We start from the raw sequence: 22,233 nt of genomic DNA, 5'->3' as shown, positions 1-22,233 counted from the left end.
CGGCGAATGAGCACGGGCGCAGGGGGCTCGTGCAGCAGGTGTATCAGGTGACAACCCGGGCGATGAGTACGCAGGCGTCGTCCTCGCGCTCCGTCTCACCGAATTCCTCCACGACGGTCCGCACGCAGTCCTGTGCGGCACGGGCCTCGCCGAAGCGGGGGGCCAGGTCGAGGAGGCGGTCCACTGCCGCGGCGCGATCGCGCCGGGGGACCAGTCCGTCGGTGTGCAGGAGCAGCAGGTCGCCCGGTTCGAGCGGCTGTTCGGCCTGCCCGTAGGCGGCGCCCGAGGTCGCGCCGAGCAGGACGCCGTCCGGTGGCGACAGCGCACGCCCCGTCCCGTTGCGGAACAGCAGTGGGGCGGGGTGTCCTGCCTGTGCCCACACGAGCGTGCGGGTCTCGGGCCGGTAGCGGCAGCACACGGTGCTGGCGAGGGCCGGCTGGACCGACGCGTCCAGTAACTGGTTGAGCCAGGCCATGAGCTGGCCGGGCTCGGTGTCTGCCATGGCCATACCGCGCAGCGCGCCGAGCAGCATCGCCATGCCCGAGGTGACGGTGGCCCCGTGCCCGGTGAGGTCGCCCACGCTCAACAGCGTTTCGCCACCCGGCAGTTCGAGGGCGTCGTACCAGTCGCCGCCGATCAGCGCGCTGGTCGAGGACGGCAGATAGTGGGCGGCCAGGTCCAGGGCCTGCGGTCCCTGGCGCGGGAGCCGCAGGGAGCCGCGCCACGGCGGCAGCACAGCCTCCTGCAGCTCGACCGCGAGCCGGTGCTCGGTCTGCGCGATGTGCCGTTGGTGTTGCAGCGAGTCACGGGTCTCGCTCACGGTCCGCCGGCTGCGGCGCAGTTCGCTGACATCCCGCAGCACGGCCCACATCGAGGCGGTGCTGCCGTCGGCGGCGAGCACGGGCTCGCCCATCATGTGCACGGTCCGTACGCTGCGGTCCGGGCGCACGATCCGGAACTCCCCGTCGATCGGCTTGGCGTCGATGAGGCAGTCCGTCACCATCGCCGTCAGCCTCGGCCGGTCCTCGTCGAGCACCACGGACGGCAGTTCGTCGAGGGTGAGCGGGGGAGCGGAGGGGTCGCGGCCGAGGAGGTCGTAGAGCTCACCGGACCAGCTCGCCTCGTCCGTCAGCAGGTTCCACTCGGCGCTGCCGACCCGGCTGAGCAGCGAGCCGTGCCGGGGTGCGGGCGGCACGGTTCGTACGACGGGCGCCGCCTCGTCGTGTCCCACGGGCACCGGCGGCGGGCCGTCCCGTAACTGCGCCAAGTGCTCGTCGAGATCGTTGAGTTGGTGCATCGCCAGATCGCACAGCGCGCGCTGCCAGCGTCCCTCGGGGTCCATGTCGTCGGCCGGCGTGTCGCGCCGCACGGCGTCCACGTCGCCCCGCAGTCGACGCGTCTGCGAAATGAGCGCGTCGACCGAGCCGTGTGGAGGCGGCTGGGCGGCTGGGTGGTCCGCCGAGAGATGGGACGGCATGACGTTCTCCGATACAGGCCCGGTATTTCCAAGGCTGAGGGAAGGACCGTTACGACTGTTGCACAGCCCGCGACGCGCTGTAAGGGATTCGGCAACATGCGATGCGGTGATGTCCTTGGCATATGCCGCTGTCCTCATGGGGAGCCCGGCTCGGACGGATTCAGTACGCGCGAGAGCGGGAAGTCGTAGAGACTTTCGGCGAGTTGATGGAGTGTCGACGACAGGCGTGGGGTTTCTTCAAGCGTGCGTTCGACGAGCATGTGGGCGAGTGGGTGAGCGGGGGGACGAGTGGGTGCCTGAGTGGGTGTGGATGTCCTTGCCCCGGGCCAGAGGATGCGGCATATGCCTGTACAGCGGTCGACGCCACGAAGGGAAACACCGATGCCTCAACGCGACGGATACATCCCCGGCGTTCCCTGCTGGGTGGAGGTGAGCGAGCCCGACCCCGAGGCGGCGCTCGAGTTCTACGGCGGCCTGCTCGGCTGGGAGTTCGAGGACGCGATGCCGCCGAGTTCGGAGGGCAACTACTTCATCGCGCGAGGCAGGGCGGCAAGCTCGTCGATTTTCGACACGTCGGGCGAACTGCGCAGCGGCGATGTCGCCGCCATCCGATCGATCCCCCGGGGAGCACCGCCGACGGCGACGTGGAACACCTGCTTCTGGGTCGACAGCGCCGACGAGGCCGCGTCCAAGGTCCGCAGTGCTCGCCGAGGAGCGCCGCCCCGGGGTTGAGTACGCCGGGGACCAGTGCGCCCAAGACCGTTTGGGGTGTGCGGCTGATCAGACTCACTCCTGCTCAGTCCACAGGAACGGTTCGAGGACGTTGTCGGAGGCATCATCCCGCTCGCGGACGACCAGCCCGACACGCCGCCGCACTGGAGCGTCACCTTCGCCACCGCCGACACCGACGCCACGGCCGAGAAGGCCGCCGAGCTCGGCGGAAGGGTGATCGTCCCGCCGTTCGACGCGCCCTGGTCCACCGACACGTACACCATCCGCATCACCGTCATCGGCGACCTGCAGGGCGCGACGTTCACCGCCAGCAGGTTCGTGCCGAAGCGGGACAAGGACCTCGACAGCTAGATCATCCGTGGGGCGTTCGCGTCTTCAGGAAGGTGGCCGCTCCTCCGCCCCGCAGGAGCCGCCGCCGTCCGCCAGGGAGCCGTACAGCAGAAAGTCGTCGACCTTCTCGTGCACACACTTCGACGACCCGTACCCCGTGTGGCCCTCGCCCTTGTTGTCGAGCACCACGGCCGACGGGCCGAGCCGCTTCGCGGTCTCCACGGTCCAGCGGTACGGGGTCGCGGGGTCGCCGCGGGTGCCGACCAGGAGCATCTTCGGGGTGTCGACGTCGCGTACGTCGTCGCGGATGTAGCTGGTGCCCTTGGGGCGGCCGTAACACATCAGCACCTGCGTGAGCCGGTACCGGCCGAAGACCGGTGAGGCCTCCGCGTACGCGGCGCGCAGCCGGCCGAGGTTCTTGGTGATCCGGTCGGCGGTGGGCCGGTCGGGATCGTCCGCGCAGTTGATGGCCATGAGTGCGGCCGGGAGGTTGTCGACGGGGATGTCCGCCTCGTCGACGAGACCGCCATTGCCGGGCACCGTGATGCCGCCGGTGGAGAACCGCATGAGTCCCCGGGTGTCGCCGTCCTCGATCAGCGACCTGAGCGCCTGCGCGAGGGCCGGCCACAACTCCTTGCTGTAGAGGGCCTGTGCGAGGGCGCCCGCGAGGTCCTGTCCGGAGAAGGACTCGCCGAATTCCGTCGGTACGGGCTCCTCGTCCAACGAGTGGACCAGGTCGACCATCTCCTCCCTGGCCGTCCGCGGATCCTGGCCGAACGCGCAGCTGATGTCCTCGGTGCACCAGGTGAGGAAGTCCTCCAGCGCGGTCTGCAGGCCTTCGGCATTGGCGAGGCCCTGCTCACTGAGCGGCTCGGTGAGCGTGTCCACGCCGTCGAGCACCAACCGGCCGGTCTTCTCGGGGAACTGGGTCGCGTACACCGAGCCCAGCCTCGTTCCGTACGAGAAACCCAGGTAGTTGAGCTTCTTGTCGCCGAGGGCCGCGCGCATCACGTCCAGGTCCCGGGAGACGTTGACCGTGCCAATGTGCGGGAGCACGGGCCCGGAGTGCTTGGCGCAGTCGTCGGCGGCCTTCCGCAACTGCTTCAGCGCGGCCTGCGGATGGTCGCTGTCCGGTTCGGTGGCGTCCGTGGGGCTGTCCGTCGGGGCCGAGGTCTCTTCGCCACCTTCGCCACAGCTGACCGGCGAGCTCCTGCCCACGCCGCGCGGGTCGAAGGTCACCACGTCGTAGCCGTTCGTCAGGCTCATGAAGTCCTTGCCCTCGACGGCGAGTTCGCTGACTCCCGGCATACCGGGGCCGCCGAAGTTCAGCAGCACGGAACCCCTGGACTTGCCCGTCGCCCGGAAACGGGCCATGGCTATGTCGAGGGTTCCTTCATCGGGTTTCGCGTAGTCGAGCGGAACGGTCACCTTGCCGCACTGCAGGTCCTCGGGCATCTCGTCGCCCTTGCAGGCGGCCCAGTCGATCTCCTGGCCGTAGAAGCGGGACAGGTCGGGCTGATCGTCCGCGGTCACCGTCGGCAGCCCGGCTCCCAGCAGAGCCTCCGGCGGCACCGCGGCTCCCAGCAGGGCCAGCGTCACAGCGCCGGCGAAAGCGCAGCGGTGGTGCGTGAACAGCATGGAAACCCTCCAGGGACGCCCCGGCCCAGGACCGGGGATTCCCCCTCGCTCACGATAAGGGCCCACCCCGCACCACGCCTCTGGGCGAGCGCGCCGCCTGCGAGGGCCTTACCCTTCGCGCCGGTCACCAGGCTCAGCGAGTCGGCGCCGCTGCCTTCCCGGTGTCTCTCTGCTCCCCGAACGCCCACGACATGCGTGGTTCGACGACGAAGCGGAAGACGGCCCGGACCGGTCCCGAGCACAGGACCGTGATGAGTGCGACCGCGGCCGCCGTGACGGCCAGTTCGCCGAGCGGGGTGTGCAGCCAGGGGTGGTCGTACCAGTCGAAGAAGCGGGACGCCTTGATGACGAAGCCGTGCAGCAGGTAGCCATACATCGTCCCCGCGCCCAGGGCCGTGAACCACAGGTGGCGTCCCGGCACCCAGGCCAGGAAGCAGGCGGTCAGGACCAGCGCCAGACAGAACAGCAAGGGCGTGCTGAACAGGCCCACCCAGTTCGGCACGCCCTGGCCCGTGACGCTGCTCTTGTGCAACAGCCACCTGGCGTCGAACCAGGGCGCCACCGCGTACGCCGCCACGCACGCGGCCACGCCCACCGGCACGGCGAGCAGCCGTACGCGCCAGGTGCGCAGCCGGTCGAAGTGCTCGGCCCGCAGCGTCAGGCCGAGCACGAAGAACGGCAGGAACTGCAGGGTCCGCTGGATCGAGATGTCCCCGCCGAGGTCCGGTGAGCACGAGGCGAACACGGCGAGACCCATCGCGATCGGCACCGGGTGACGCAGCGCCAGCCAGACCGGGGTGGTCAGCCGCCAGATGAAGAGCGCCACCAGGAACCACATCACGTACCAGGGATCCAGCAGGCTGAACGGATACTTCCAGTCGTCCTGTGCCCACCGGTAGAAGAGCGTGTACGCGCACTCGAAGACGAGATACGGCACGACGACACCCGTCAGCAGCCTGCGCACCCGCCCGGGCGCCATGTCGAAACTCCGGGAGAAGTAGCCGGAGATGAGTGCGAACGCGGGCATGTGGAAGGCGTAGACGGTCAGATACGCCGCCGTCGCGGCCCGGCCCCCGTACGTCAGCGGCTGCCAGGCGTGAGCGCAGGCCACCAGCACGATGGTGAGGTATTTCGCGTTGTCGAAGTACGGGTCCCGGCGGGCCGGCGGCGGCTTGGCCGGCTTCCTGGGCGGCGGTTCCGACACCGCCACGGGCGCGGGTGCTGACAGGTCCTGCGACACCACGTCTCCAAGCCTCGACTACGTGAACTGATCCCTCCCCGCCCGCCACTGTCACATACGGCGCGGTCGTACTGGATGTTCACGCCTGGCTCACGGACACCCTTTGGCTGAACTACGACCCCCCGGCCACCCGGTCGAAGGCCGCCTCCAGGGTCCCGGCGAGCCGACTGGGTTCGGCCGCCGTCAGCGCGACGGCAGTCTCGTAGCAGGCCTGGCACAGGGCGGAAGCGAGGACGGCGGTCTCGTGGTCGGCGCCGTGGCGTTCCAGCGCCTCCACCGCCGCGATCGCGTACGCGCGCTGCTTCAGCAGGCTCCGGGCGAGGAGCGCCGCATCGGCGTTGATCAGCCGTTCGCGTTCGGCCATCCACTTGGTGTGCTCGGTGATGCTCGCGACCAGCGCGAGCAATCCCGCGCGGCCCACGGTCAGCGCGCGCTCGAGCGAGTCGCCGATGGGCGCCAGGCCGGCGGCGGCGCGGTCGACGGCCGACAGGAGAGCCTCACGATGCTGGCTGTCGTCCGCGAAGAGCACCTCCTGCTTGTCGGCGAAGTACCGGAAGAAGGTTGTCCGGCCGACCTCGGCGCGCCGGGCGATGTCGCTGACCGTGACGGCCTCGAAGCCACGTTCCGCGAAGAGCTCCATGGCGGCGTCGATCAGGGCCTCACGGGTCCGCAGCCGCTTGCGCTCGCGGAGGGGGAGCTCTTCGACGTTGTCCATGGGCCCGAGGATATCGGCCCGGGGGTACCGCGTACTTAACGGTATCGAGTACCGTTTGGTATCCAGAACCGATTTTCGTACGTGCCTGACGTCCTCCCGCGGCCGGAGCTCACCATGCCTGTCAATGCCTCGCCCATCGCCTCTCCCGGAACCGTGCTCCTCACCGGCGCGGGCCGGGGTCTGGGCCACGCCACCGCTCTGACTCTCCTGGGCGATCGTCCCGACCTCCATCTGGTCGTCGCCGTCCGGTCGGATCCCGAAGGGCTCGCGGCGCGGCTCGCCGCCGAGTCCGGAAGCCCGCGGGTGCGGGGCATCGGCTGCGACCTCGGCTCACTCGACTCCGTACGCCAAGCGGCCGACACGGTAGGGGAGTTGCTCGACAGCGGTGGGCTCCCGCCACTGCGTGCCGTGGTCGCGAACGCGGGCACACAGGCCGCCACCGCCACCCAGCAGACGGCCGACGGCTTCGAGGTCACGTTCGGTACCAATGTCCTCGGCCACTATCTGCTGATCAGGCGGCTCCTGGACCGGCTGACGGCGCCCGGCCGCATCGTGCTGGTCGGCAGCGGCACACACTTCGGGGACTTCCGGCACACCTGGGGCCTGGTTCCGGCGCCGCGCACCGCACCGGTCGCCGAGCTGGCGCGGCCCTGGACCACTCCGGACGCGGACACCGTCGCAGCAGGCCGTTCCGCGTACGCGGCGAGCAAGCTGGCCGCCGTGCACCTCGTCCACGAAACTGGACCGCCGTACGCCCGACGGGATCGGCGTCTACTCATTCGACCCCGGCCTGATGCCCGGCACCGGGCTGGCCCGCGACGCGGGAAGGCTGGAGCGCCTCGCCTGGAACAGCCTGCTGCACCTCGCCCGCGCCCTGCCGGGCGCGACCAGCCCGCGCGCGTCCGGCCGCAAGCTCGCCGAGGCGGCCGTCGGAGTGCCGGTCGCCCCCTCGGGCAGCTATCTCGAGCGCGGCCGTCCCGTGCCGTCCGCACCGGCGTCGTACGACCCCGCCCGCGAGGCCGAGCTCTGGAAGGAGTCGGAACGGCTGGTCCTGACAGCCGACCGGGGCACTCAGTCCTCCGCGTGATGGAAGCGCCGCTGCAGGGCGCGCACCTCGTCGGCCAGGCCGGGGACAGGCCCGTCCACGATCACCCCGGGCGCCACCTCGCGGATCGGCAGCGTACGGACCGGCGGAGCGGGAACGCCCAACTCGGCCAGCCACACCATCAGTTGCTCGGACGACGCCACGTACACGATGCGGCCGAGGCCCACCCAGGCGTGCGCGGCCGCGCACATCGGGCAGTGTTCGCCCGAGGTGTAGACGGTCGCCGCGGCCCGTTCCTCGGGCGTCATGTGCGCCGCCGACCAGCGCGCCAGCTCGAACTCCGGGTGCCTGGTGCGGTCGCCGGAGGCCACCCGGTTGTGGTCCTCGGCCAGGACCGTGCCGTCCGCGCCCACCAGCACAGAGCCGAACGGTTCGTCGCCGGCCTCCAGCGCCTCGGTCGCCAACTCCACGCAGCGGCGCAGATACTTCAGTTCGACGTCGTCGACCATGCGGTACTCGCCTTCCTCGGGACCCGGTCTCCGGCGTGCAGACTACGTCCGCCCGCACCTTCGAGGCCCGCCGTTTTCCCACCTGGTCCTCGCTGATCCGCGTCAAATTCCGTTGCCCGGCCGGCATATGCGTGCTGGAGTGACCGCATGGATCATGCAGCGGTACTGGCACTGTTCGACCGGGACGTTCGCGAGGGAGCGCGGCCCGACGGCCCTGGTGCCGTGGTGGAGCGGGTCGACGGAGTGGTGCGGCAGGTCGGCGGCGAGCAGGGCTGGAGCGCAGTGCTCTGGTCGGACCTGGCAGAGGCCGACGTGGACGCGGTGGTCGCCGAGCAGGTGCGGTACTTCGCGGGGCTCGGCCGCGAGTTCGAGTGGAAGCTGTACGGGCATGACCGGCCGGTCGACCTCGGCGGGCGGCTGCGCGCGGCCGGGTTCACACCCGAGCCGGAGGAGACGCTGATGATCGCCGAGTCCGGCGAGCTGCGCCTCGACGCCGAACCGCCCGACGGGATCGAGCTGCGCCCCGTCACCGACCGCGCGGGCGTCGACCTCATGGTGGACGTCCACGAGCAGGCCTTCGGCACGGACAGCTCCCGGCTCCGCCACCAGTTGCTCGCCCAGCTGGAAGCGGACCCGGACACGGTCGTCGCCGTCGTGGCCCTCGCCGGTGACGTGCCGGTGAGCGCGGCCCGCATGGAACTCACGCCCGGCACACGGTTCGCCGGCCTGTGGGGCGGCGGCACCGTATCGGCCTGGCGCGGCCGCGGCATCTACCGCGCCCTGGTCGCCCACCGTGCCCGCATCGCCGCCGACCGCGGCTACCGCTACCTCCAGGTGGACGCCTCCGACCAGAGCCGCCCCATCCTGCAACGGCTCGGCTTCGCGCCGCTGACCACGACGACTCCGTACGTGTACGCCGTTCGCTGAACTGGTGCTCCCTGCCTTGGGCGCCGGATCCGTCGCACGGTCAGGGCTCAGAGGTCCAGCTGGTACTCCACGGCCTGGCGCGTGGGCAGATAGCCGAGGGTGTCGTTGATGCCCCGCATGTGTGTGTTGCTGTCCGCGGTGTCGGTGAGCAGTCCTGCGAGGCCGGGGTGCCGTCGGCGGGCCAGCCGGATCGACTGGGCCTTCATCCACAGGCCGAGACCGTGCCCGCGGTGTTCGGGGAGCACGGCGGTGCCGTAGTGCTGCCCATCGCCCCGCCCCTCTCCGGGAACGACCAGCTCGGAGAACCCGGCCACCGTCCCGTCCGCCGTGTCCACCACGGCGACGGTGTGCAGCAGATCGCCGCGTTTCGCGATCGCCTCGGCCGCCGACACCACCCGCTCCACGTCCCACACCACCGTGCCGTAGTCGGTGCCCTCCATCGGCATGTCGTCCATGGCGCGCCGCGACTCGGTATACGTCCGCGCCAGTTCGGCGGGCACGGTGCCGTCCCACTGCGTCAACCGGTAGCCGGCATGGGCCTGTTCGGCGATCGCGTCGATCCGGGTGAGGTCGGCGTCGGCCAGCGGGAGTCGGGCGTACGTCAGCGCCAGCACCCTGCGAAAGCCGCGCGCCGCCAGGAAGAGATCGCCGGGGGAGCCCTTCTCGGCCTGCGCGAGGATCGACCGGCGCCCCTCGCTTCGCGCCGTTGTGACGGCCGCGTCCAGCAGACGGCTGCCGACGCCCCGTCGCCGTTCGGTCGGGTGCACGGCGACTTCGAGTTCGGCGAGATGCTCCTGCCCCTCCTTCGCGAACAGCCGCAGAAAGGCGGAACCGAGCGGCACCCCCTCGTCGCCGGCCGCGAGCCAGGCGCGCCGCCGGCTCGACGGAGTGGGTTCGGGGTCGGTGAGCGCGGTGATGCGAGGCGGCACTGGGTCTCCGTCACGGTGGGCTGCGGGTGGTGAAGGCAGTGGTGAAGGCGGCGATGAAGGCAGTGGTGAAAGTGGTGGTGAAGGTGTTGGTGCAAGCCGCAGAAGCCAACCGTGACGGAGACCGGCGTGCAACAGGTTTTGCGCGGCAGGCCGTTGCGGTCAGCGGCGTGCCCGGGACCGGTCCAACGCGGCGACGTCCAGCGCCGCGATCCAGCCCGTGGCGTCCAGCACCTCAGCCGCGATGTCGATCACGGAACGATCGTCGGTCGCCACCCGCACGGTGTCCGCGGGCGCACGCTCGTCCAACAACCGGGCCTTGTACGCGCTGCTCCTCAGCTCCCGGTCCAGCTCCGAGCCGATCTCCCGCCCCTCCAGCCGCTGTGCGGCGGTGGCGTCGGTGGCGGTGAGGAGCACTCGTATCATTCGTACGTCAGCGCCCATCGCCCGTTCGAACATGCTCGCCGCCGTCGTCAGGACGCTCACGGTGTTCGTATAGATGAGGCGGCGATGGCCGAGCTCGGCGAAGTTCCCCCAGACCGCCGTCAGATTCCGCTCGGTGATCGCGGCCCTGTGCGGATCGCCCTCCGGCGCCGGATGCACCTGCCCCATGAGGTCGCCCTCGACGAGGGCATGAGCGACCCCCACTCTCCGCAGTTGGTCCGAAACCTCCCACGCCACTGTCGACTTCCCGACCCCCGCGCGCCCACCGATGAGCAGAACCTCCGCATGACCCATGCGAGCAGCCTGCCGGACCAGAGGTGTGCGATGCGAACGAGATTCGCCGTGGCGGTCAGTCGGCCGCCCGGGTGTTGTCGTTGGCGAGGGTCCAGGTCTGCAGGGCGACCTCTCGGCCCCGTGCCGTACGGAGGACGGGTTCGGCGTCGGCGAGGGTGAATCCGGTGGCCCGGGCGACCGCCCTGCTCGCGGTGTTGGCCTCCTCGATGCACAGGACCACGCGCCGCGCTCCCGTGTGGCGCAGGGCGTAGTTCGTCACGAGGCGTACGGCCTTGGAGGCCAGGCCCTGGCCGCGGTGGGCGGCTCCGACGCCGTAGGCGATTTCGACGTCCCGTTCGTCGCTCTGGTTGCGGAACAGCAGGACCTCACCTCGCGGAACGACACCGTCCGTCGTGATCGCGAACTGCACCTTGCGGCCCTGAGCCCGCGCCGCGAATGCCTCGGCGAGGTAGGTGTGAGCGGCGGCCGTGTCGAAGGGCGAGGCCACGGGGGTCCAGCGGGCCATCTCGGGGTCGTCGTACAGCTCGATCAGGGCCAGTACGTCGTCCTCCGACCACTCGCGCAGCTGGATTCCGTCGCCTTCGAGGTGAAGCTGCGGCGGCAGGGCAAGGGTCGGTCGGCTGTCCATGTGTGGATCATGCCGCACGGGTGAGAGGGCGGCCAAGGGCGATCGTTGGTTCACCGCACGGCTGAACGTCCCGCGGACGCGAGGCCCGGATCCGGCGTCGTGGCGCATCGCACCGCCTCGCGGATCTCCGAAGCGGGGTCTCCCGAGTGGTAGATCCGCTCAGAAGGTTCGATGCCGTCCAGGAACTCCTGATAGCGGACCGCGTACGCGAGATGGGCGAGCGGCTCGGCGACGGTCAGAGCGCGCGCGGGATCGCTGCCGGGAGCGTGCGCCTTCCAGGCGTCCGTCCAGGCACGGGCGGCAGTGGCCCGGACGGCTTCGGAAAGGCGGTCGTACAGGCGAAGGCCATCCAGGACGGGATGGCCCCAGTAAGCGTCGGCGAAGTCGACGACCACCGGAGGTCCGCCGTCACTGCGCCAGTTGCCCGGGTGAAAGTCACCGTGCACGACGGTGTCCGCCAGACCGCACGCGTCGAGCTCAGCCCAGCGGTCGGCCAACTCCCGTGCGACGGTGACCTCTTGGGCCGTCAGCTCGCCGACGACCGGCCCGTCGAGCAACGTCCGGATCTGCTCGGCGAGGACGGGCGTACGGCGGTCCGGCAGCGAGGGCGGGCGAGCGTCCGGCCGGGCGGCCAGCGCCGCCTGCGCGGCGACAAAGCGCCCCACCCCGGCGGAGACGGTCTCGGCGGAGGCGTCCCAGCAGTCCTCACCGGGGATGTGTTCCATGAGGATGCGCCGGTGGGCGGAGCCGATGACCCTTGGGACCAGGCCTGGATCGACGTGCGCGAACGCGGCGATGACCTCCGCCTCGTCGGCGGCGAAGTGCGGCGTGCTCTTGAGCCACACCGGAGCTTGCTCGGTGGGCAGGCGGAAGAGCCCGGCCAGGTTCCAGGTGCGGCGCTGTTCCACCGGCCCGGTCACCGGCCACCCCGCCGCGGCCAGCGTGCGCGTCGACCACGCGAGCAGCTCCCGCACTCCGTCGACCTGCGCCCACGGCGCCCGCAGAGCCTCGTCTTCATGCAACTCACGGGGACGTGTCGGCAGTTCGCCCGACAGCCCTGAGACCGGTCGTTCCCACGCCTCCACGTGATACGTGACATGACCGTCCCGTCCGCCTTCCCCGTCGTCGACGGACAGCAGACGCAACACCAGCACCGGAACGCCTAGGGCCTGTTGCAGCCGCCGTACGACCGGCTCGACCTCGGCCCACCACGGCACGTCCACGGGGAAGGAACCGGTGACACCGAGGAATTCGTCACCCGACGTCACCCACGCACTGAAAGTTCGGCTCACCGCGTCAGTGTGAGCACCGCGGCCTCGATTGACATGCAAGTAATTACCTGCATAACGTTGAGTGTGCGATCGGAGCGGGATGCGGAGATGGACCAGGTCTTCAAGGCGCTGGCGGACGGGACACGCCGACGGCTGCTCGACAGGCTGCACGAGCACAACGGGCAGACGCTGGGAGAGCTGTGCGAGCGCATCGACATGTCCCGGCAGTCGGTGACCCAGCACCTGGCTGTTCTGGAGGCGGCCAACCTGGTCAGCACGGTACGGCGGGGGCGGGAAAAGCTGCACTACCTCAACCCGGTACCGCTCCACGAGATCCAGGAGCGGTGGATCGACAAGTTCGAGCGCCCGCGCCTGCGCGCGCTGAGCGCAGTCAAGCGACGAGCCGAGGAAGCCATGACCGACAAGCCGACATTCGTGTACGTCACGTATATCGAGAGCACGCCCGAGAAGGTCTGGGACGCGCTCACCGACGCGGACCTGACCGCCGCCTACTGGGGCCACAGCAACGTCTCGGACTGGCGGGTCGGCTCCCGTTGGGAGCACCGGCGTACGGACGGCTCGGACATCGCCGACGTGGTCGGCAGCGTCGTGGAGAGCGAGCGGCCCACCCGGCTGGTCACCACCTGGGCCGCGCCCGAGGACGAGGGTCAGGAGGACAAGTACTCGAAGGTCTCCTTCGACATCCGGCCGCACGGCGGGATCGTCCGGCTCACCGTCACCCACGAAGACCTGATGGACCAGGCCGATGCCGCCGATGCGGCCTCCGGCTGGCCGGCCGTCCTTTCCAATCTGAAGTCGCTGCTCGAGACCGGCAGCCCGCTGCCGGCGGAGCCCTGGACCGTGCCCGTCGGCTGAACCTCGGGCCCATGCGTCGGCCGGCCCGCGACATGAACGCGCGGACCGGCCGACGGTCCTCATCCGTGCAGACGTCCTGCTACGTCTGCGGTGTGGTGGTCTTCGTCCTCGCCGATGCGGCCGCGCAGACGAACCCCAGCACCACGGCGAGACCGCCGATGATGATGTTGTTGACTATGACGCCCGCGTCCGGGCTGTCGCCCACGATCCACGGCGAGATGATCAGCCATACGCCCAGGGCGCTCATGGCCCAGCTCAGGCCGTACATCCGCTCCGGGGCTCTGGTGAATCCGAGTGCCAGCAGGCCTATCGCGATGCCCATGATGAGGTTGTGCGTCACGAGTGGGGGCTGGCTTGTCGTGTAGTGGAGAATCCACGGGGAGGCAGCGCAGTACAGACCGAGCAGGAACACCGGTCCGTCCACGAGCGCCACATCGCGACCACCAAGCATGCGGGCGTAACGATCCCGCATTTCGCCTACGTCCGGGTGAGTGGTGATGTCACCTCTGGTGCGTGAGACGTCGGCCATGACTCGTCTCCTTTGTTCTCTGCAGGCCCGACCGCTCTGGTGAGGTTTGCGGTAAGCGCCGCGTATCTTCATTCTGCGCTTATTTCTTCTTTATGTGTAGTGGTCGGCTTTATGTGCAGTGGTCGGCGGGACTGGTGGGGAGGAAGCAACGGTGACCGACGTCCTCGCGCGGATACCCGCGGACATGTGGGCGACCCCGTACGCCGGTGCGCGGTTCCCGGGTTCCGCGGCCGTGCGCGAGCGACCGGGCCTCGCCGACGGCGCCAACTGCCAGCTGTTCGCGTACGCGGTGCTCGGACTCTTCGGCCTGGAACCCGACGCCTGGCGCTCGAGCGACCTCTGGGCCGATACGCGGCTGACCCGCCGGGTCACGGTCGCCGAGCCGCTGGACCTCGCCCTCTTCAACGCCACCGACCAGGCCTGGGGCGCGCATATAGGGGTCGTCGTGGGGGAGGACCGGATCCTTCACCTGTGCGCCGAGGTCGGACGGCCCGCGGTCTGGACCAGGGCGGAGTTCGCCGCACGAGAGCGGTACAAGACGCTGCTCGGCTTCAAACGGATGCGCTGACCGCCAACGAGGCGAGATGTGCTGCCCGCGTCTCGGCGGTCTGGCCCTGCACCAGCAGGAACATCCCTTCGCGCGCCAGCCGCTGGGCCCGGTTGCCCAGGGCCATCGACCGACCGCCACCGGTGACCACGGCCGCGGTCGTCGCCGCACGCATCAGGTGGTACGCCTGCGTCCGGTAGGCCAGCCGTTCCTCGATGTACTCGTGCGGCACCGAGTGGTCGGCGAGGGCGTACGCCTCACGGCGGACCCTGTCGAGGCGGATGCGCAGAGCACGGCCGGTTTCCTTGGCGTCGCGGTCGCCGGACTCCTCCAGGATCTGGAGCGCCGCGTGCGCGAGACCGAAGACGGCCGGACTGGCGTTGGTGGTCTTGGGCCGGTCGACGGCCGCCCACTTCTCGTACGAGGTCCGCAGCGCGACAGCTTCCTCGGGCACCCACAAGCCCGACAGTTCGAGGGAGACGGTGCGCGCGGCGGTCAGCGCGGCGAGGCGCATCGGGGGAGAGGGGCGAAGGCCCGGCCGTTCGCGGGCCTCGGTGAAGGCGAACAGCACCTCGTTCTCGTCGGTCACGCCCGCGAGCAGCATCACGTCGTTGAGACCCCAGCCCGTGTACCAGGCGACACGCCCGTCGAAGCGCAGCCCGCCGCTCTCGCGCGTGACCCGGACCGGAACGCGGGGGAACGCGCGCAGGTGCGAGTAGGCGACCCCGGAGAGCAACTCGCCGTCGGCCAGGGGCCGCAACAGCCGCTCACGGACAGGGAGTTCGCCGTCGACGAGGGTCTTGACCGGCGTGTGGTGCTGGGTCTGCACGAACCAGGTGGAGCAGCACGCCCCGGCCAGGATCTCCGCGGTCTCGCGGACCACGGCCGCGGGCGCGGCCGAGCCGCCGTACGCCACCGGCGCGGTCGCCCCGAGCAGCCCCGACTCCTTGATCGCCTCGATGTGACTCGTGGGCACACCCTGCTGGTCGACGTGCTCCGCCCGCGGCGCGAGCACCTCCTCGGCGAGGTGCCGCGCGCGGGCGACCAGGGGGTGGAGTGCGGTGCTCATGCGAGATCTCCCGGTGTCGTGCGGGCCGACAGTACGCCAAGGAGAACATGCCGGACGTGTCACCCGGCCGTGCTTCAAGGCCCACCGTGCGGAGGCCCACAGCGCGGAGGCTCACACGCTCAACGCCTCCCGCACCGCCGACTCCGACTCCTTCCCGCCCTCACCGGACGAGGTGACCCGCCCGGCCTCCAGGACGAAGTACCGCTGCGCCGCCCGCATCGCGAAGCCGACGTGCTGCTCGACGAGAAGGACCGAGAGCCCGCCCCGGGCGGCCAGCGCGAGGATCGTCTCCTCGATCTCGGCCACGACCGACGGCTGGATGCCCTCGGTCGGCTCGTCCAGGAGCAGCAGCCGCGGCTCCGTCACCAGGGCCCGGGCAATGGCGAGTTGCTGCCGCTGGCCGCCCGACAGGAGGCCCGCTCTACGGTTCGACAGCGTCCGCAGCGCCGGAAACAGGTCCAGCGCGTCGGCGATCGCCGCCTTGCCGCGCTTGCGCCCGTCCGCGACCAGCTGAAGGTTCTCGGCGGTCGTAAGATGCGGGAAGGCCTGCTGGCCCTGCGGCACGTACGCCATGCCGCGCGCCACCCGCTCATGCGGCTTGCGGCGCGTGACGTCCTCGCCGTCGAAGCGGATCGCGCCGCTCGACGGGGTGAGCAGTCCGACGGCCGCCCGCAGCAGGGTGCTCTTGCCGGCGCCGTTGTGCCCGAGCACGGCGGCCACGCCGTCCTTCGGGACCTCGACGGAGACCCCGTGCAGGACGGTGCTGCGGTGGTAGCCGACGCGGACGTCGTCGATCTCCAGCATCACGCCTCCTGTACGGCAGCCGGGGCCGCCGCGGTGTCGAGTACGTCCCCGGCGGCGGCGTGCCCGAGGTACACCTCCTGCACCTTGGGATCCGCCTGCACCTCGGCCACCGTTCCCTCGCTCAGCACCTTGCCCGCGTGCAGCACGCTGACGCTGCGCGCGAAGGACCGCATGAAGTCCATGTCGTGCTCGATGACGACCACGGTCCGCTCCTCGCTGATCCGCTCCAACAGCTCGCCCGTGGCCTGCCGTTCGTCGTGGCTCATCCCGGCCACCGGCTCGTCGAGCAGCAGCAGCCGTACGTCCTGCACGAGCAGCATGCCGATCTCCAGCCACTGCTTCTGCCCGTGCGCGAGCGTCCCGGCCGGACTGTCGGCGAGCTCCGCGAGCCCCACTGTCTCCAACGCCCGCGCGACGGAATCCGGAACACTCTTGCGGCGCCGCAGCATCGTCAGCATCCCGCGTCCGGCGCCCGCCGCGATGTCCAGGTTCTGAAGGACGGTCAGCTCCTCGAAGACCGTGGCCGTCTGGAACGTACGGCCGATGCCCGACCGCGCGATGTTGTGCACACTGCGCCCGAGCAGCTCCTCGTCCCCGAAGAGCACCGAGCCCTCCGCCTTCACCAGACCGGTGACGGCGTCGACGAGCGTCGTCTTTCCTGCGCCGTTCGGTCCGATCAGGAAGCGCAGATCGCCCGGCTGCACGTCCAGGTCCACGCCGTCGACGGCCTTGAACCCGTCGAAGGACACCCGCAGTTGCCGTATCCGAAGGCCTGAGAGCTCACTCATGCTGCTTCTCCAACCGGAAGGGCGGGCGACGGTTCCTCGCTCCCACGCGACGTCCTGCGCCGCCGAACCATCCCCACCAGCGAGGCGAGACCGCCCGGCAGGAACGCCAGGGCCACGATGAACAGCAGCCCCTGGAAGTACGTCCAGGCCCCCGGGAACTCCTCCGACAGCGCCGTCTTGGCCCAGGCGACGCCGATCGCGCCGAGGACCGCGCCGACCAGGCTCGCGCGGCCACCGACCGCCGCGCCGATGACGAACTCGATGGACGGCACGATCCCGATCATCGCGGGCGAGATGATGCCGACGGCCGGGACGAACAGAGCGCCCGCGAGCCCCGCCATGCCCGCTGCCACGACGTACGCGACGAGCTTGACGTTCGCCGGGTTGTAGCCGAGGAAGCGCACCCGCTCCTCCGAGTCCCGTACGGCGACGAGGAGTTCGCCGTACCGGCTGTGGATGAGCTGCCGGGCGAGGGCGATCAGGAGCAGCAGGGCGGCGGCGATGATGAAGTACACCATCCGCTGGTTGACCGGGTCGTTGAGGTCGTAGCCGAAGAAGCCCTGGATGTCGGTGAGTCCGTTGGTGCCGCCGGTGGTGGCCTGCTGGCCGATGAGCCAGATCGCGAAGGCGGCGGTGAGCGCCTGGCTGAGGATCGCGAAGTACGCGCCCTTGACCCGGCGGCGGAAGATGAACGAACCGAGCAGCGCGGCGACCAGCATCGGCAGCAGCACGGTCGCGGCGAGCGCGAAGAGCGGGTTGGCGAACGGCTGCCACCACCACGGGAGTTCGGTGGCCGTGCCGTACAACTGCATGAAGTCGGGGAGATTGCCCGGGCCCGCGTCAGCGATCTTCAGGTGCATCGCCATGGCGTAGCCGCCGAGCCCGAAGAAGACGCCCTGCCCGAGCGTGAGCAGTCCGCCGCGGCCCCAGGCGAGGCAGATGCCGACGGCGACCATCGCGGTGCACAGGTACTTGGCGAGCAGGCCGAGCCGGAAGTCGGAGAGGGCCAGCGGCGCGAGGGCGAACAGAGCCACGGCGGCCGCGGCGAAACCGGCCCAGGCCCTCGCGGAGCGCCCCTTGAGCAGCAGGGGCATACGAGACTCGGTCGTACGTGAGTCGGTCATACGAGGCTCCTCGTGCGCAGGGTGTACAGCCCTTGGGGCCGCCACTGGAGGAACGCGACGATGCCCACGAGGACGAGCACCTTCGCGACGCTGACGGTGGTGGAGTACTCGAGGACGGACTGCAGGACGCCAAGGACGAAGGCGACGATGACCGTCCCCTTGAGCTGTCCGATGCCGCCGACCACGATCACCAAGAAGGCGTCGATGATGATGTTGGTGCCCATCGTGGGACCGATCGGACCGACCAGTGTCAGCGCGACGCCCGCGACTCCGGCCAGTCCGGAACCGATGAAGAAGGCCGTCCGGTCCACGCGTTCGGTGGAGATGCCGGACACCTCGGCCAGGTCGCGGTTCTGCACGACACCGCGGATCCGGCGTCCCAGCGAGGTCATCCGCAGCGTCAGCGACAGCGCGACGACCGCCGCGATCGCCAGCCCCAGGATGAACAGACGGCTGTTGGCGACCGTGAGCGGATCGTCGCCGCCGATGAGCGTGATGTTCCCGGTCAGCAGGTCGGGCGCGCGGGTCTGTACGTTCGGCGCGCCGAAGATGTCCCGGGCGAGCTGCTGGAGCATCAGCGAGACACCCCAGGTGACCAGCAGCGTGTCGAGCGGGCGCAGATACAGGCGACGGATCAGCAGCCACTCCAGCAGCGCGCCGAGCGCCCCCGCCACCAGGAAGGCGACGGGCAGCGCGACGAGCAGCGACAGACCGGCGCTGGTGATGGACTTCTGGAGGACGTACGTGGTGTAGGCGCCGGCCATGATGAACTCGCCGTGGGCCATGTTGATGACGTTCATCTGGCCGAAGGTGAGCGAGAGGCCGAGCGCGATGAGCAGCAGGACGGCACCGATGCTGATGCCGGTGAAGGTCTGACCGAGGATCACGGTCATACGGCGGCTCCGGGGAAGCGACGGGACGCGGGGCCCTCTTCGAAGTTCTCGGACTCCTCGAAGTCTTGGGACTGCTCGAAGTCTTGGGACTGCTCGAAGTCTTGGGACTGCTCGAAGGGCCCCGCGTGACGGGCGGTCAGGAGAGGCCGGAGGCCCAGGAGTAGCCCTTCAGATACGGGTCCGGCTTGATCGCCTTGCCGGAGTCCCACACCTGCTCGATCAGCCCGTCCGTGCCGATCTTGCCGATCCGGGCGGTCTTGTAGATGTGCTGGGACGCGCCGTCGACGGTGACCTTGCCCTCAGGAGCGTCGAAGGTGATGCCGTCCGAGGCCGCCTTGACCTTCTCCGGGTCGAACGACTTGGCCTTCTCGACCATCGACTTCCACAGGTAGACCGAGGTGTACGCGGCCTCCATCGGGTCGCTGGTCGGCTTGTCCTGGCCGTACTTGGCCTTGTACGCCTTCACGAACTCGGTGTTCGCCGCGCCCGCGGTCGTCTGGTAGTAGTTCCAGGCCGTCAACTGGCCCGCCAGATACTGCGATCCGATCGACTTGACCTCTTCCTCGGCGATCGACACCGAGACCACCGGCATGCTCGCGGCGGTCAGGCCCGCGGACTTGTACTCCTTGAAGAAGGCCACGTTCGAGTCGCCGTTGAGGGTGTTGAAGACCGCGTCGGCCTTCGAGGCCTTCACCTTGTTGGCGATCGTGCTGAACTCCGTGGAGCCCAGCGGCGCGTAGTCCTCGCCGAGCACCTTCATGCCGTTGGCCTTCGCGTACGCCTTGATGATCTTGTTGGCGGTACGCGGGAAGACATAGTCGCTGCCGACGAGGTAAATCGACTTCTTGCCCTGGCTCTTGAGGTAGTCGAGCGCCGGAACGATCTGCTGGTTGGTGGTGGCACCCGTATAGAAGATGTACGGGGACTCCTCAAGTCCCTCGTACTGCACGGGATAGAACAGCAGGGACTTGTTCTTCTCGAAGACGGGCTTCACGGCCTTTCGGCTCGCGGAGGTCCAGCAGCCGAAGGTGGCCACGACCCGGTCCTCCCGGATGAGCTTGCTCGCCTTTTCGGCGAAGGTGGGCCAGTCGGAGGCACCGTCCTCGCTGATCGGCTTGATCTTCTTGCCGAGCACACCGCCCTTGGCGTTGATCTCGTCGATCGCCAGCTTCAGCGAATCGCGCACGGTCACCTCGCTGATCGCCATCGTGCCGGACAGCGAGTTGAGCAGGCCGACCTTGACGGTGTCACCGCTGGTGTCCGCCTTGGCCGCCTTGTCGGACGAGCCGCCCGCGTCGGTCTTGGCGCCGCACGCGGAGAGGGTGACGACGGCCGCGAGCGCCGCGGCACCTGCCATCACCCTGCGTCGGGAAAAACTGGAAGCGCTGGAACCGCTGGACAAAAGAACCCCCTCGGGCTGGAAGGAGGACAACCTCCTGAAGTGCGGTCCACAGCCTCAGGTCACCCTGTTTCCAAGGCGTTTCGCGTTACTTTCCCGGCGGTATCTTCGCGCTCTCGCAGGCAACAAAAAAATGCCCCGGGTGGAATTCGACACATGAATTCACAGTTCGCCCGAGGCATTCTAGATACTTCCTGCGGGAAGTATCTTCGCGGCGACGGGGGCATGTCAAGGACGGGATTCGTGAAGATCCAGCTGGGCCACGACATCGAAGTCCACACCGTCCGCCCGCGCCAGATAGATCCGCTGCCGTACGTGACTGCCGCGCAGGTGGAGCAGCCCGCGCGGGCCCTCGTACGACACGGTGTCCGCGGCCGCACTGATCGCGGAGACGTCCAGGGTTCTGGCCCGGTCGATGAGCGCCGCCAGCAACAGCACGCCTTCGTAACACGATTCGCCGAGACTGCCGAGGACCGGCGCCTCGACGCCGAACCGCCCGGCGTACTGCCCGTGGAAGTCGAGCGTGTCCTGATTGGCCAGCGAGGCGAAGAACCCGGCCGTGCTGTAGAGGCCGGTCGTGGCTGTCGGGCCGCTCGCCATCAGCATGTTCTCGTCCATGAGCGTGCTCAGCCGCAGACAGCGCTCGTCGAGACCGGACGCGGCGAACGCCCGGTTGAAGCGGACCGCGTCGCTGCCCACGAGCAGCATCAGCACCGAGTCCGCATCCGACCGCTCGATCCGGCGCAGCACCGCGTCGAAGTCGTGGGTGCCGAGCGGGAGATAGGCCTGCCCGCAGATGCCGCCGCCGGACTCGCGCGCGTAACGGTGCGCCGCCCGGGCCGTGCGGCGGGGCCACACATAGTCGTTGCCGACCACGAACCAGCGGCGAACCCCGCGTTCCCGGGCCAACAGGCGCATGGCGGGACGCAGTTGGTCGTCGGGGGTCTCGCTGGTCAGGAACACGCCCGCGGTGTGCTCGCCGCCCTCGTACAGCGCCGTGTAGACGTACGGCACCCGGTGGGCGATCCGCGGGGCGAGGGCCTGGCGTACGGAGGAGATGTGCCAGCCGGTGACGCCCTGCACGACGCCGAGATCCACCAGCGCCTCGACTTCCTCGGCGATGCGGTGCGGCTCGGCGCCGCCGTCCACCGGCAGCAGCCGCAGTTCCTTGCCGAGCACGCCGCCCGAGCGGTTGACCTCTTCGGCGGCGAGCTGCGCGCACAGTTCGCACGTGGGCCCGAAGATGCCCGCGGCGCCCTGCATGGGAAACACCAGCGCCACGCTGATGACCGACTCGTCGGCGGCGCCGGTGAACCAGTCGAGCGGATGGGGGTCGTCGAGCCGGAACATGAGGTCATGATTCCGGGTACGACCGGTGAACTCCACCCTGTCTCGTGGTGCGGTCCGAGCGGGCGGCAGCAGGCGGGCAGATCCTTCTGTGGAATGGGACTCGGGAAGGGGACTTGTACGATGTCGTAGCCCCCGGGAGTGAGGAGAAGGATGCCGACCCCATCTCCGCGTCGGTCTCAGGACCTCACGCACCTCTTGACGCGGGCCGAGCGGCTGGCTGCGCGCCGGCTTCAGGAGGTCCTCGAGGAGCACGGCTGCTCACTCGACGCCTGGCGTGTCCTCTCCCTGCTCTCCGACGGCGAAGGCCACCCCATGACGGCGGTCGCCGAAGCGGCCTTCCTGCCGCCGCCGACGCTCACCAAGCTGGTCGACCAGCTCGTCGACCAGAACCTCGTCTACCGGCGCGTCGACCCCCTCGACCGACGCCGCATCCTCGCCCACCTCACACCCCGCGGCGAGACGTACTGGCGACGCGTCGACCGCGCGGTCCACGACCGGTGGCCCGCACTGAGCGACGGTGACGACGAGTTGCTGGGTGCGCTGCTCCGTCGGCTGGTGGCCACGCTCGACGCGGCGGCGGAGACGGAGCCGCGGCCCGCGTGAGCCGTGCGGCTCGGACCGGGCTTTCCGTGTGCCCGCATGATCACCGTTCGTGATTTGGCCGGCCCTTGCCCATGT

The 22,233-nt window shown here is 69.7% G+C and carries 24 protein-coding genes and 1 pseudogene; 8 read left to right on the top strand and 17 right to left on the bottom strand.

Going from position 1 to position 22,233, the window contains the following annotated elements:
- Positions 1-43: 43 nt before the first annotated feature.
- Positions 44-1,477 carry a PP2C family protein-serine/threonine phosphatase gene (locus G5C60_RS02455; protein WP_165254473.1) on the bottom strand — a complete coding sequence of 478 codons (1,434 nt, stop codon included), beginning with the start codon at positions 1,475-1,477 and terminating at the stop codon, positions 44-46.
- A 381-nt stretch (positions 1,478-1,858) separates the two neighbouring features.
- On the opposite strand from G5C60_RS02455, the gene G5C60_RS02450 reads away from it, so the two are divergent.
- Both G5C60_RS02450 and G5C60_RS53515 read left to right on the top strand, forming a co-directional pair.
- Positions 1,859-2,209 carry a VOC family protein gene (locus G5C60_RS02450; protein ID WP_165254472.1) on the top strand — a complete coding sequence of 117 codons (351 nt, stop codon included), beginning with the start codon at positions 1,859-1,861 and terminating at the stop codon, positions 2,207-2,209.
- A gap of 213 nt (positions 2,210-2,422) precedes the next feature.
- Positions 2,423-2,560, top strand: coding sequence for a hypothetical protein (locus tag G5C60_RS53515; protein ID WP_338145660.1), 138 nt, complete (start codon positions 2,423-2,425; stop codon positions 2,558-2,560).
- 24 nt (positions 2,561-2,584) lie between these two features.
- Here the strand turns inward: G5C60_RS53515 and G5C60_RS02440 are convergent, their stop codons facing one another.
- The 3 genes from G5C60_RS02440 to G5C60_RS02430 form a co-directional block, all read right to left on the bottom strand.
- Complete coding sequence (locus tag G5C60_RS02440; RefSeq protein WP_165254471.1) at positions 2,585-4,177, bottom strand: alpha/beta hydrolase; 1,593 nt, start codon at positions 4,175-4,177, stop codon at positions 2,585-2,587.
- A gap of 133 nt (positions 4,178-4,310) precedes the next feature.
- Positions 4,311-5,381, bottom strand: coding sequence for an acyltransferase family protein (locus tag G5C60_RS02435; protein WP_420907334.1), 1,071 nt, complete (start codon positions 5,379-5,381; stop codon positions 4,311-4,313).
- Positions 5,382-5,529: 148 nt separating this feature from the next.
- Complete coding sequence (locus G5C60_RS02430) at positions 5,530-6,132, bottom strand: TetR family transcriptional regulator (RefSeq protein ID WP_165254470.1); 603 nt, start codon at positions 6,130-6,132, stop codon at positions 5,530-5,532.
- A gap of 114 nt (positions 6,133-6,246) precedes the next feature.
- On the opposite strand from G5C60_RS02430, the pseudogene G5C60_RS53940 reads away from it, so the two are divergent.
- Positions 6,247-6,645: pseudogene (locus G5C60_RS53940) on the top strand (SDR family NAD(P)-dependent oxidoreductase); the annotation flags it as partial.
- Positions 6,646-6,925: 280 nt separating this feature from the next.
- On the top strand, positions 6,926-7,219 hold the full coding sequence (locus G5C60_RS02420) for a Rossmann-fold NAD(P)-binding domain-containing protein (protein ID WP_165254469.1): 294 nt from the start codon (positions 6,926-6,928) through the stop codon (positions 7,217-7,219).
- On the opposite strand, the gene G5C60_RS02415 is transcribed toward G5C60_RS02420, so the two are convergent.
- Positions 7,204-7,686, bottom strand: coding sequence for a nucleoside deaminase (locus G5C60_RS02415; RefSeq protein ID WP_165254468.1), 483 nt, complete (start codon positions 7,684-7,686; stop codon positions 7,204-7,206). The genes G5C60_RS02420 and G5C60_RS02415 overlap by 16 nt on opposite strands.
- A gap of 147 nt (positions 7,687-7,833) precedes the next feature.
- On the opposite strand from G5C60_RS02415, the gene G5C60_RS02410 reads away from it, so the two are divergent.
- A complete protein-coding gene (locus G5C60_RS02410) occupies positions 7,834-8,613 on the top strand; it encodes a GNAT family N-acetyltransferase (RefSeq protein WP_165254467.1) in 780 nt (259 codons plus the stop codon).
- Positions 8,614-8,660: 47 nt separating this feature from the next.
- On the opposite strand, the gene G5C60_RS02405 is transcribed toward G5C60_RS02410, so the two are convergent.
- The 4 genes from G5C60_RS02405 to G5C60_RS02390 all read right to left on the bottom strand — a co-directional run bounded on the left by G5C60_RS02405 (position 8,661) and on the right by G5C60_RS02390 (position 12,197).
- The gene (locus G5C60_RS02405; RefSeq protein ID WP_165254466.1) at positions 8,661-9,542 is read right to left on the bottom strand and encodes a GNAT family N-acetyltransferase; all 882 of its coding nucleotides are present in this window, start codon (positions 9,540-9,542) and stop codon (positions 8,661-8,663) included.
- A gap of 159 nt (positions 9,543-9,701) precedes the next feature.
- Positions 9,702-10,277: a P-loop nucleotide/nucleoside kinase family protein gene (locus G5C60_RS02400; protein WP_165254465.1), complete on the bottom strand. Its 576-nt coding sequence runs from the start codon at positions 10,275-10,277 to the stop codon at positions 9,702-9,704.
- A gap of 55 nt (positions 10,278-10,332) precedes the next feature.
- Positions 10,333-10,905 carry a GNAT family N-acetyltransferase gene (locus tag G5C60_RS02395; RefSeq protein WP_165254464.1) on the bottom strand — a complete coding sequence of 191 codons (573 nt, stop codon included), beginning with the start codon at positions 10,903-10,905 and terminating at the stop codon, positions 10,333-10,335.
- A gap of 50 nt (positions 10,906-10,955) precedes the next feature.
- A complete protein-coding gene (locus G5C60_RS02390) occupies positions 10,956-12,197 on the bottom strand; it encodes an aminoglycoside phosphotransferase family protein (RefSeq protein ID WP_338145659.1) in 1,242 nt (413 codons plus the stop codon).
- Between the two features lie 87 nt (positions 12,198-12,284).
- On the opposite strand from G5C60_RS02390, the gene G5C60_RS02385 reads away from it, so the two are divergent.
- Positions 12,285-13,052 (top strand): ArsR/SmtB family transcription factor, encoded by a 768-nt coding sequence (locus G5C60_RS02385; protein WP_165254507.1) that lies wholly within the window; start codon positions 12,285-12,287, stop codon positions 13,050-13,052.
- Positions 13,053-13,131: 79 nt separating this feature from the next.
- Here the strand turns inward: G5C60_RS02385 and G5C60_RS02380 are convergent, their stop codons facing one another.
- On the bottom strand, positions 13,132-13,581 hold the full coding sequence (locus G5C60_RS02380; protein ID WP_165254463.1) for an SPW repeat protein: 450 nt from the start codon (positions 13,579-13,581) through the stop codon (positions 13,132-13,134).
- Positions 13,582-13,732: 151 nt separating this feature from the next.
- On the opposite strand from G5C60_RS02380, the gene G5C60_RS02375 reads away from it, so the two are divergent.
- Complete coding sequence (locus G5C60_RS02375) at positions 13,733-14,149, top strand: hydrolase (RefSeq protein ID WP_165254462.1); 417 nt, start codon at positions 13,733-13,735, stop codon at positions 14,147-14,149.
- Here G5C60_RS02375 and G5C60_RS02370 read toward each other — a convergent pair.
- The 7 genes from G5C60_RS02370 to G5C60_RS02340 all read right to left on the bottom strand — a co-directional run bounded on the left by G5C60_RS02370 (position 14,133) and on the right by G5C60_RS02340 (position 21,555).
- Positions 14,133-15,197: an acyl-CoA dehydrogenase family protein gene (locus G5C60_RS02370; RefSeq protein ID WP_165254461.1), complete on the bottom strand. Its 1,065-nt coding sequence runs from the start codon at positions 15,195-15,197 to the stop codon at positions 14,133-14,135. The genes G5C60_RS02375 and G5C60_RS02370 overlap by 17 nt on opposite strands.
- A gap of 111 nt (positions 15,198-15,308) precedes the next feature.
- Positions 15,309-16,001: an urea ABC transporter ATP-binding subunit UrtE gene (gene urtE, locus G5C60_RS02365; RefSeq protein WP_165254460.1), complete on the bottom strand. Its 693-nt coding sequence runs from the start codon at positions 15,999-16,001 to the stop codon at positions 15,309-15,311.
- A complete protein-coding gene (gene urtD, locus G5C60_RS02360) occupies positions 16,001-16,789 on the bottom strand; it encodes an urea ABC transporter ATP-binding protein UrtD (protein ID WP_165254459.1) in 789 nt (262 codons plus the stop codon). Before urtD ends, urtE begins: the two co-directional genes overlap by 1 nt.
- Positions 16,786-17,913, bottom strand: a complete 1,128-nt coding sequence (gene urtC / locus G5C60_RS02355) for an urea ABC transporter permease subunit UrtC (protein ID WP_165254458.1) — start codon at positions 17,911-17,913, stop codon at positions 16,786-16,788. Before urtC ends, urtD begins: the two co-directional genes overlap by 4 nt.
- Positions 17,910-18,806, bottom strand: coding sequence for an urea ABC transporter permease subunit UrtB (urtB, locus tag G5C60_RS02350; protein ID WP_165254457.1), 897 nt, complete (start codon positions 18,804-18,806; stop codon positions 17,910-17,912). Before urtB ends, urtC begins: the two co-directional genes overlap by 4 nt.
- Positions 18,807-18,942: 136 nt before the next feature.
- The gene (gene urtA / locus G5C60_RS02345) at positions 18,943-20,163 is read right to left on the bottom strand and encodes an urea ABC transporter substrate-binding protein (protein ID WP_165254456.1); all 1,221 of its coding nucleotides are present in this window, start codon (positions 20,161-20,163) and stop codon (positions 18,943-18,945) included.
- Positions 20,164-20,433: 270 nt separating this feature from the next.
- Complete coding sequence (locus G5C60_RS02340) at positions 20,434-21,555, bottom strand: substrate-binding domain-containing protein (protein WP_165254455.1); 1,122 nt, start codon at positions 21,553-21,555, stop codon at positions 20,434-20,436.
- Between the two features lie 150 nt (positions 21,556-21,705).
- Here G5C60_RS02340 and G5C60_RS02335 point away from each other — a divergent pair, with 150 nt between their 5' ends.
- The gene (locus G5C60_RS02335; protein ID WP_165254454.1) at positions 21,706-22,158 is read left to right on the top strand and encodes a MarR family winged helix-turn-helix transcriptional regulator; all 453 of its coding nucleotides are present in this window, start codon (positions 21,706-21,708) and stop codon (positions 22,156-22,158) included.
- Positions 22,159-22,233 lie beyond the last annotated feature (75 nt).

It is taken from the genome of Streptomyces scabichelini, from assembly GCF_011045015.1.
Classification (GTDB): Bacteria; Actinomycetota; Actinomycetes; order Streptomycetales; family Streptomycetaceae; genus Streptomyces; species Streptomyces scabichelini.
This window is presented reverse-complemented; position numbering and strand designations above follow the sequence as displayed.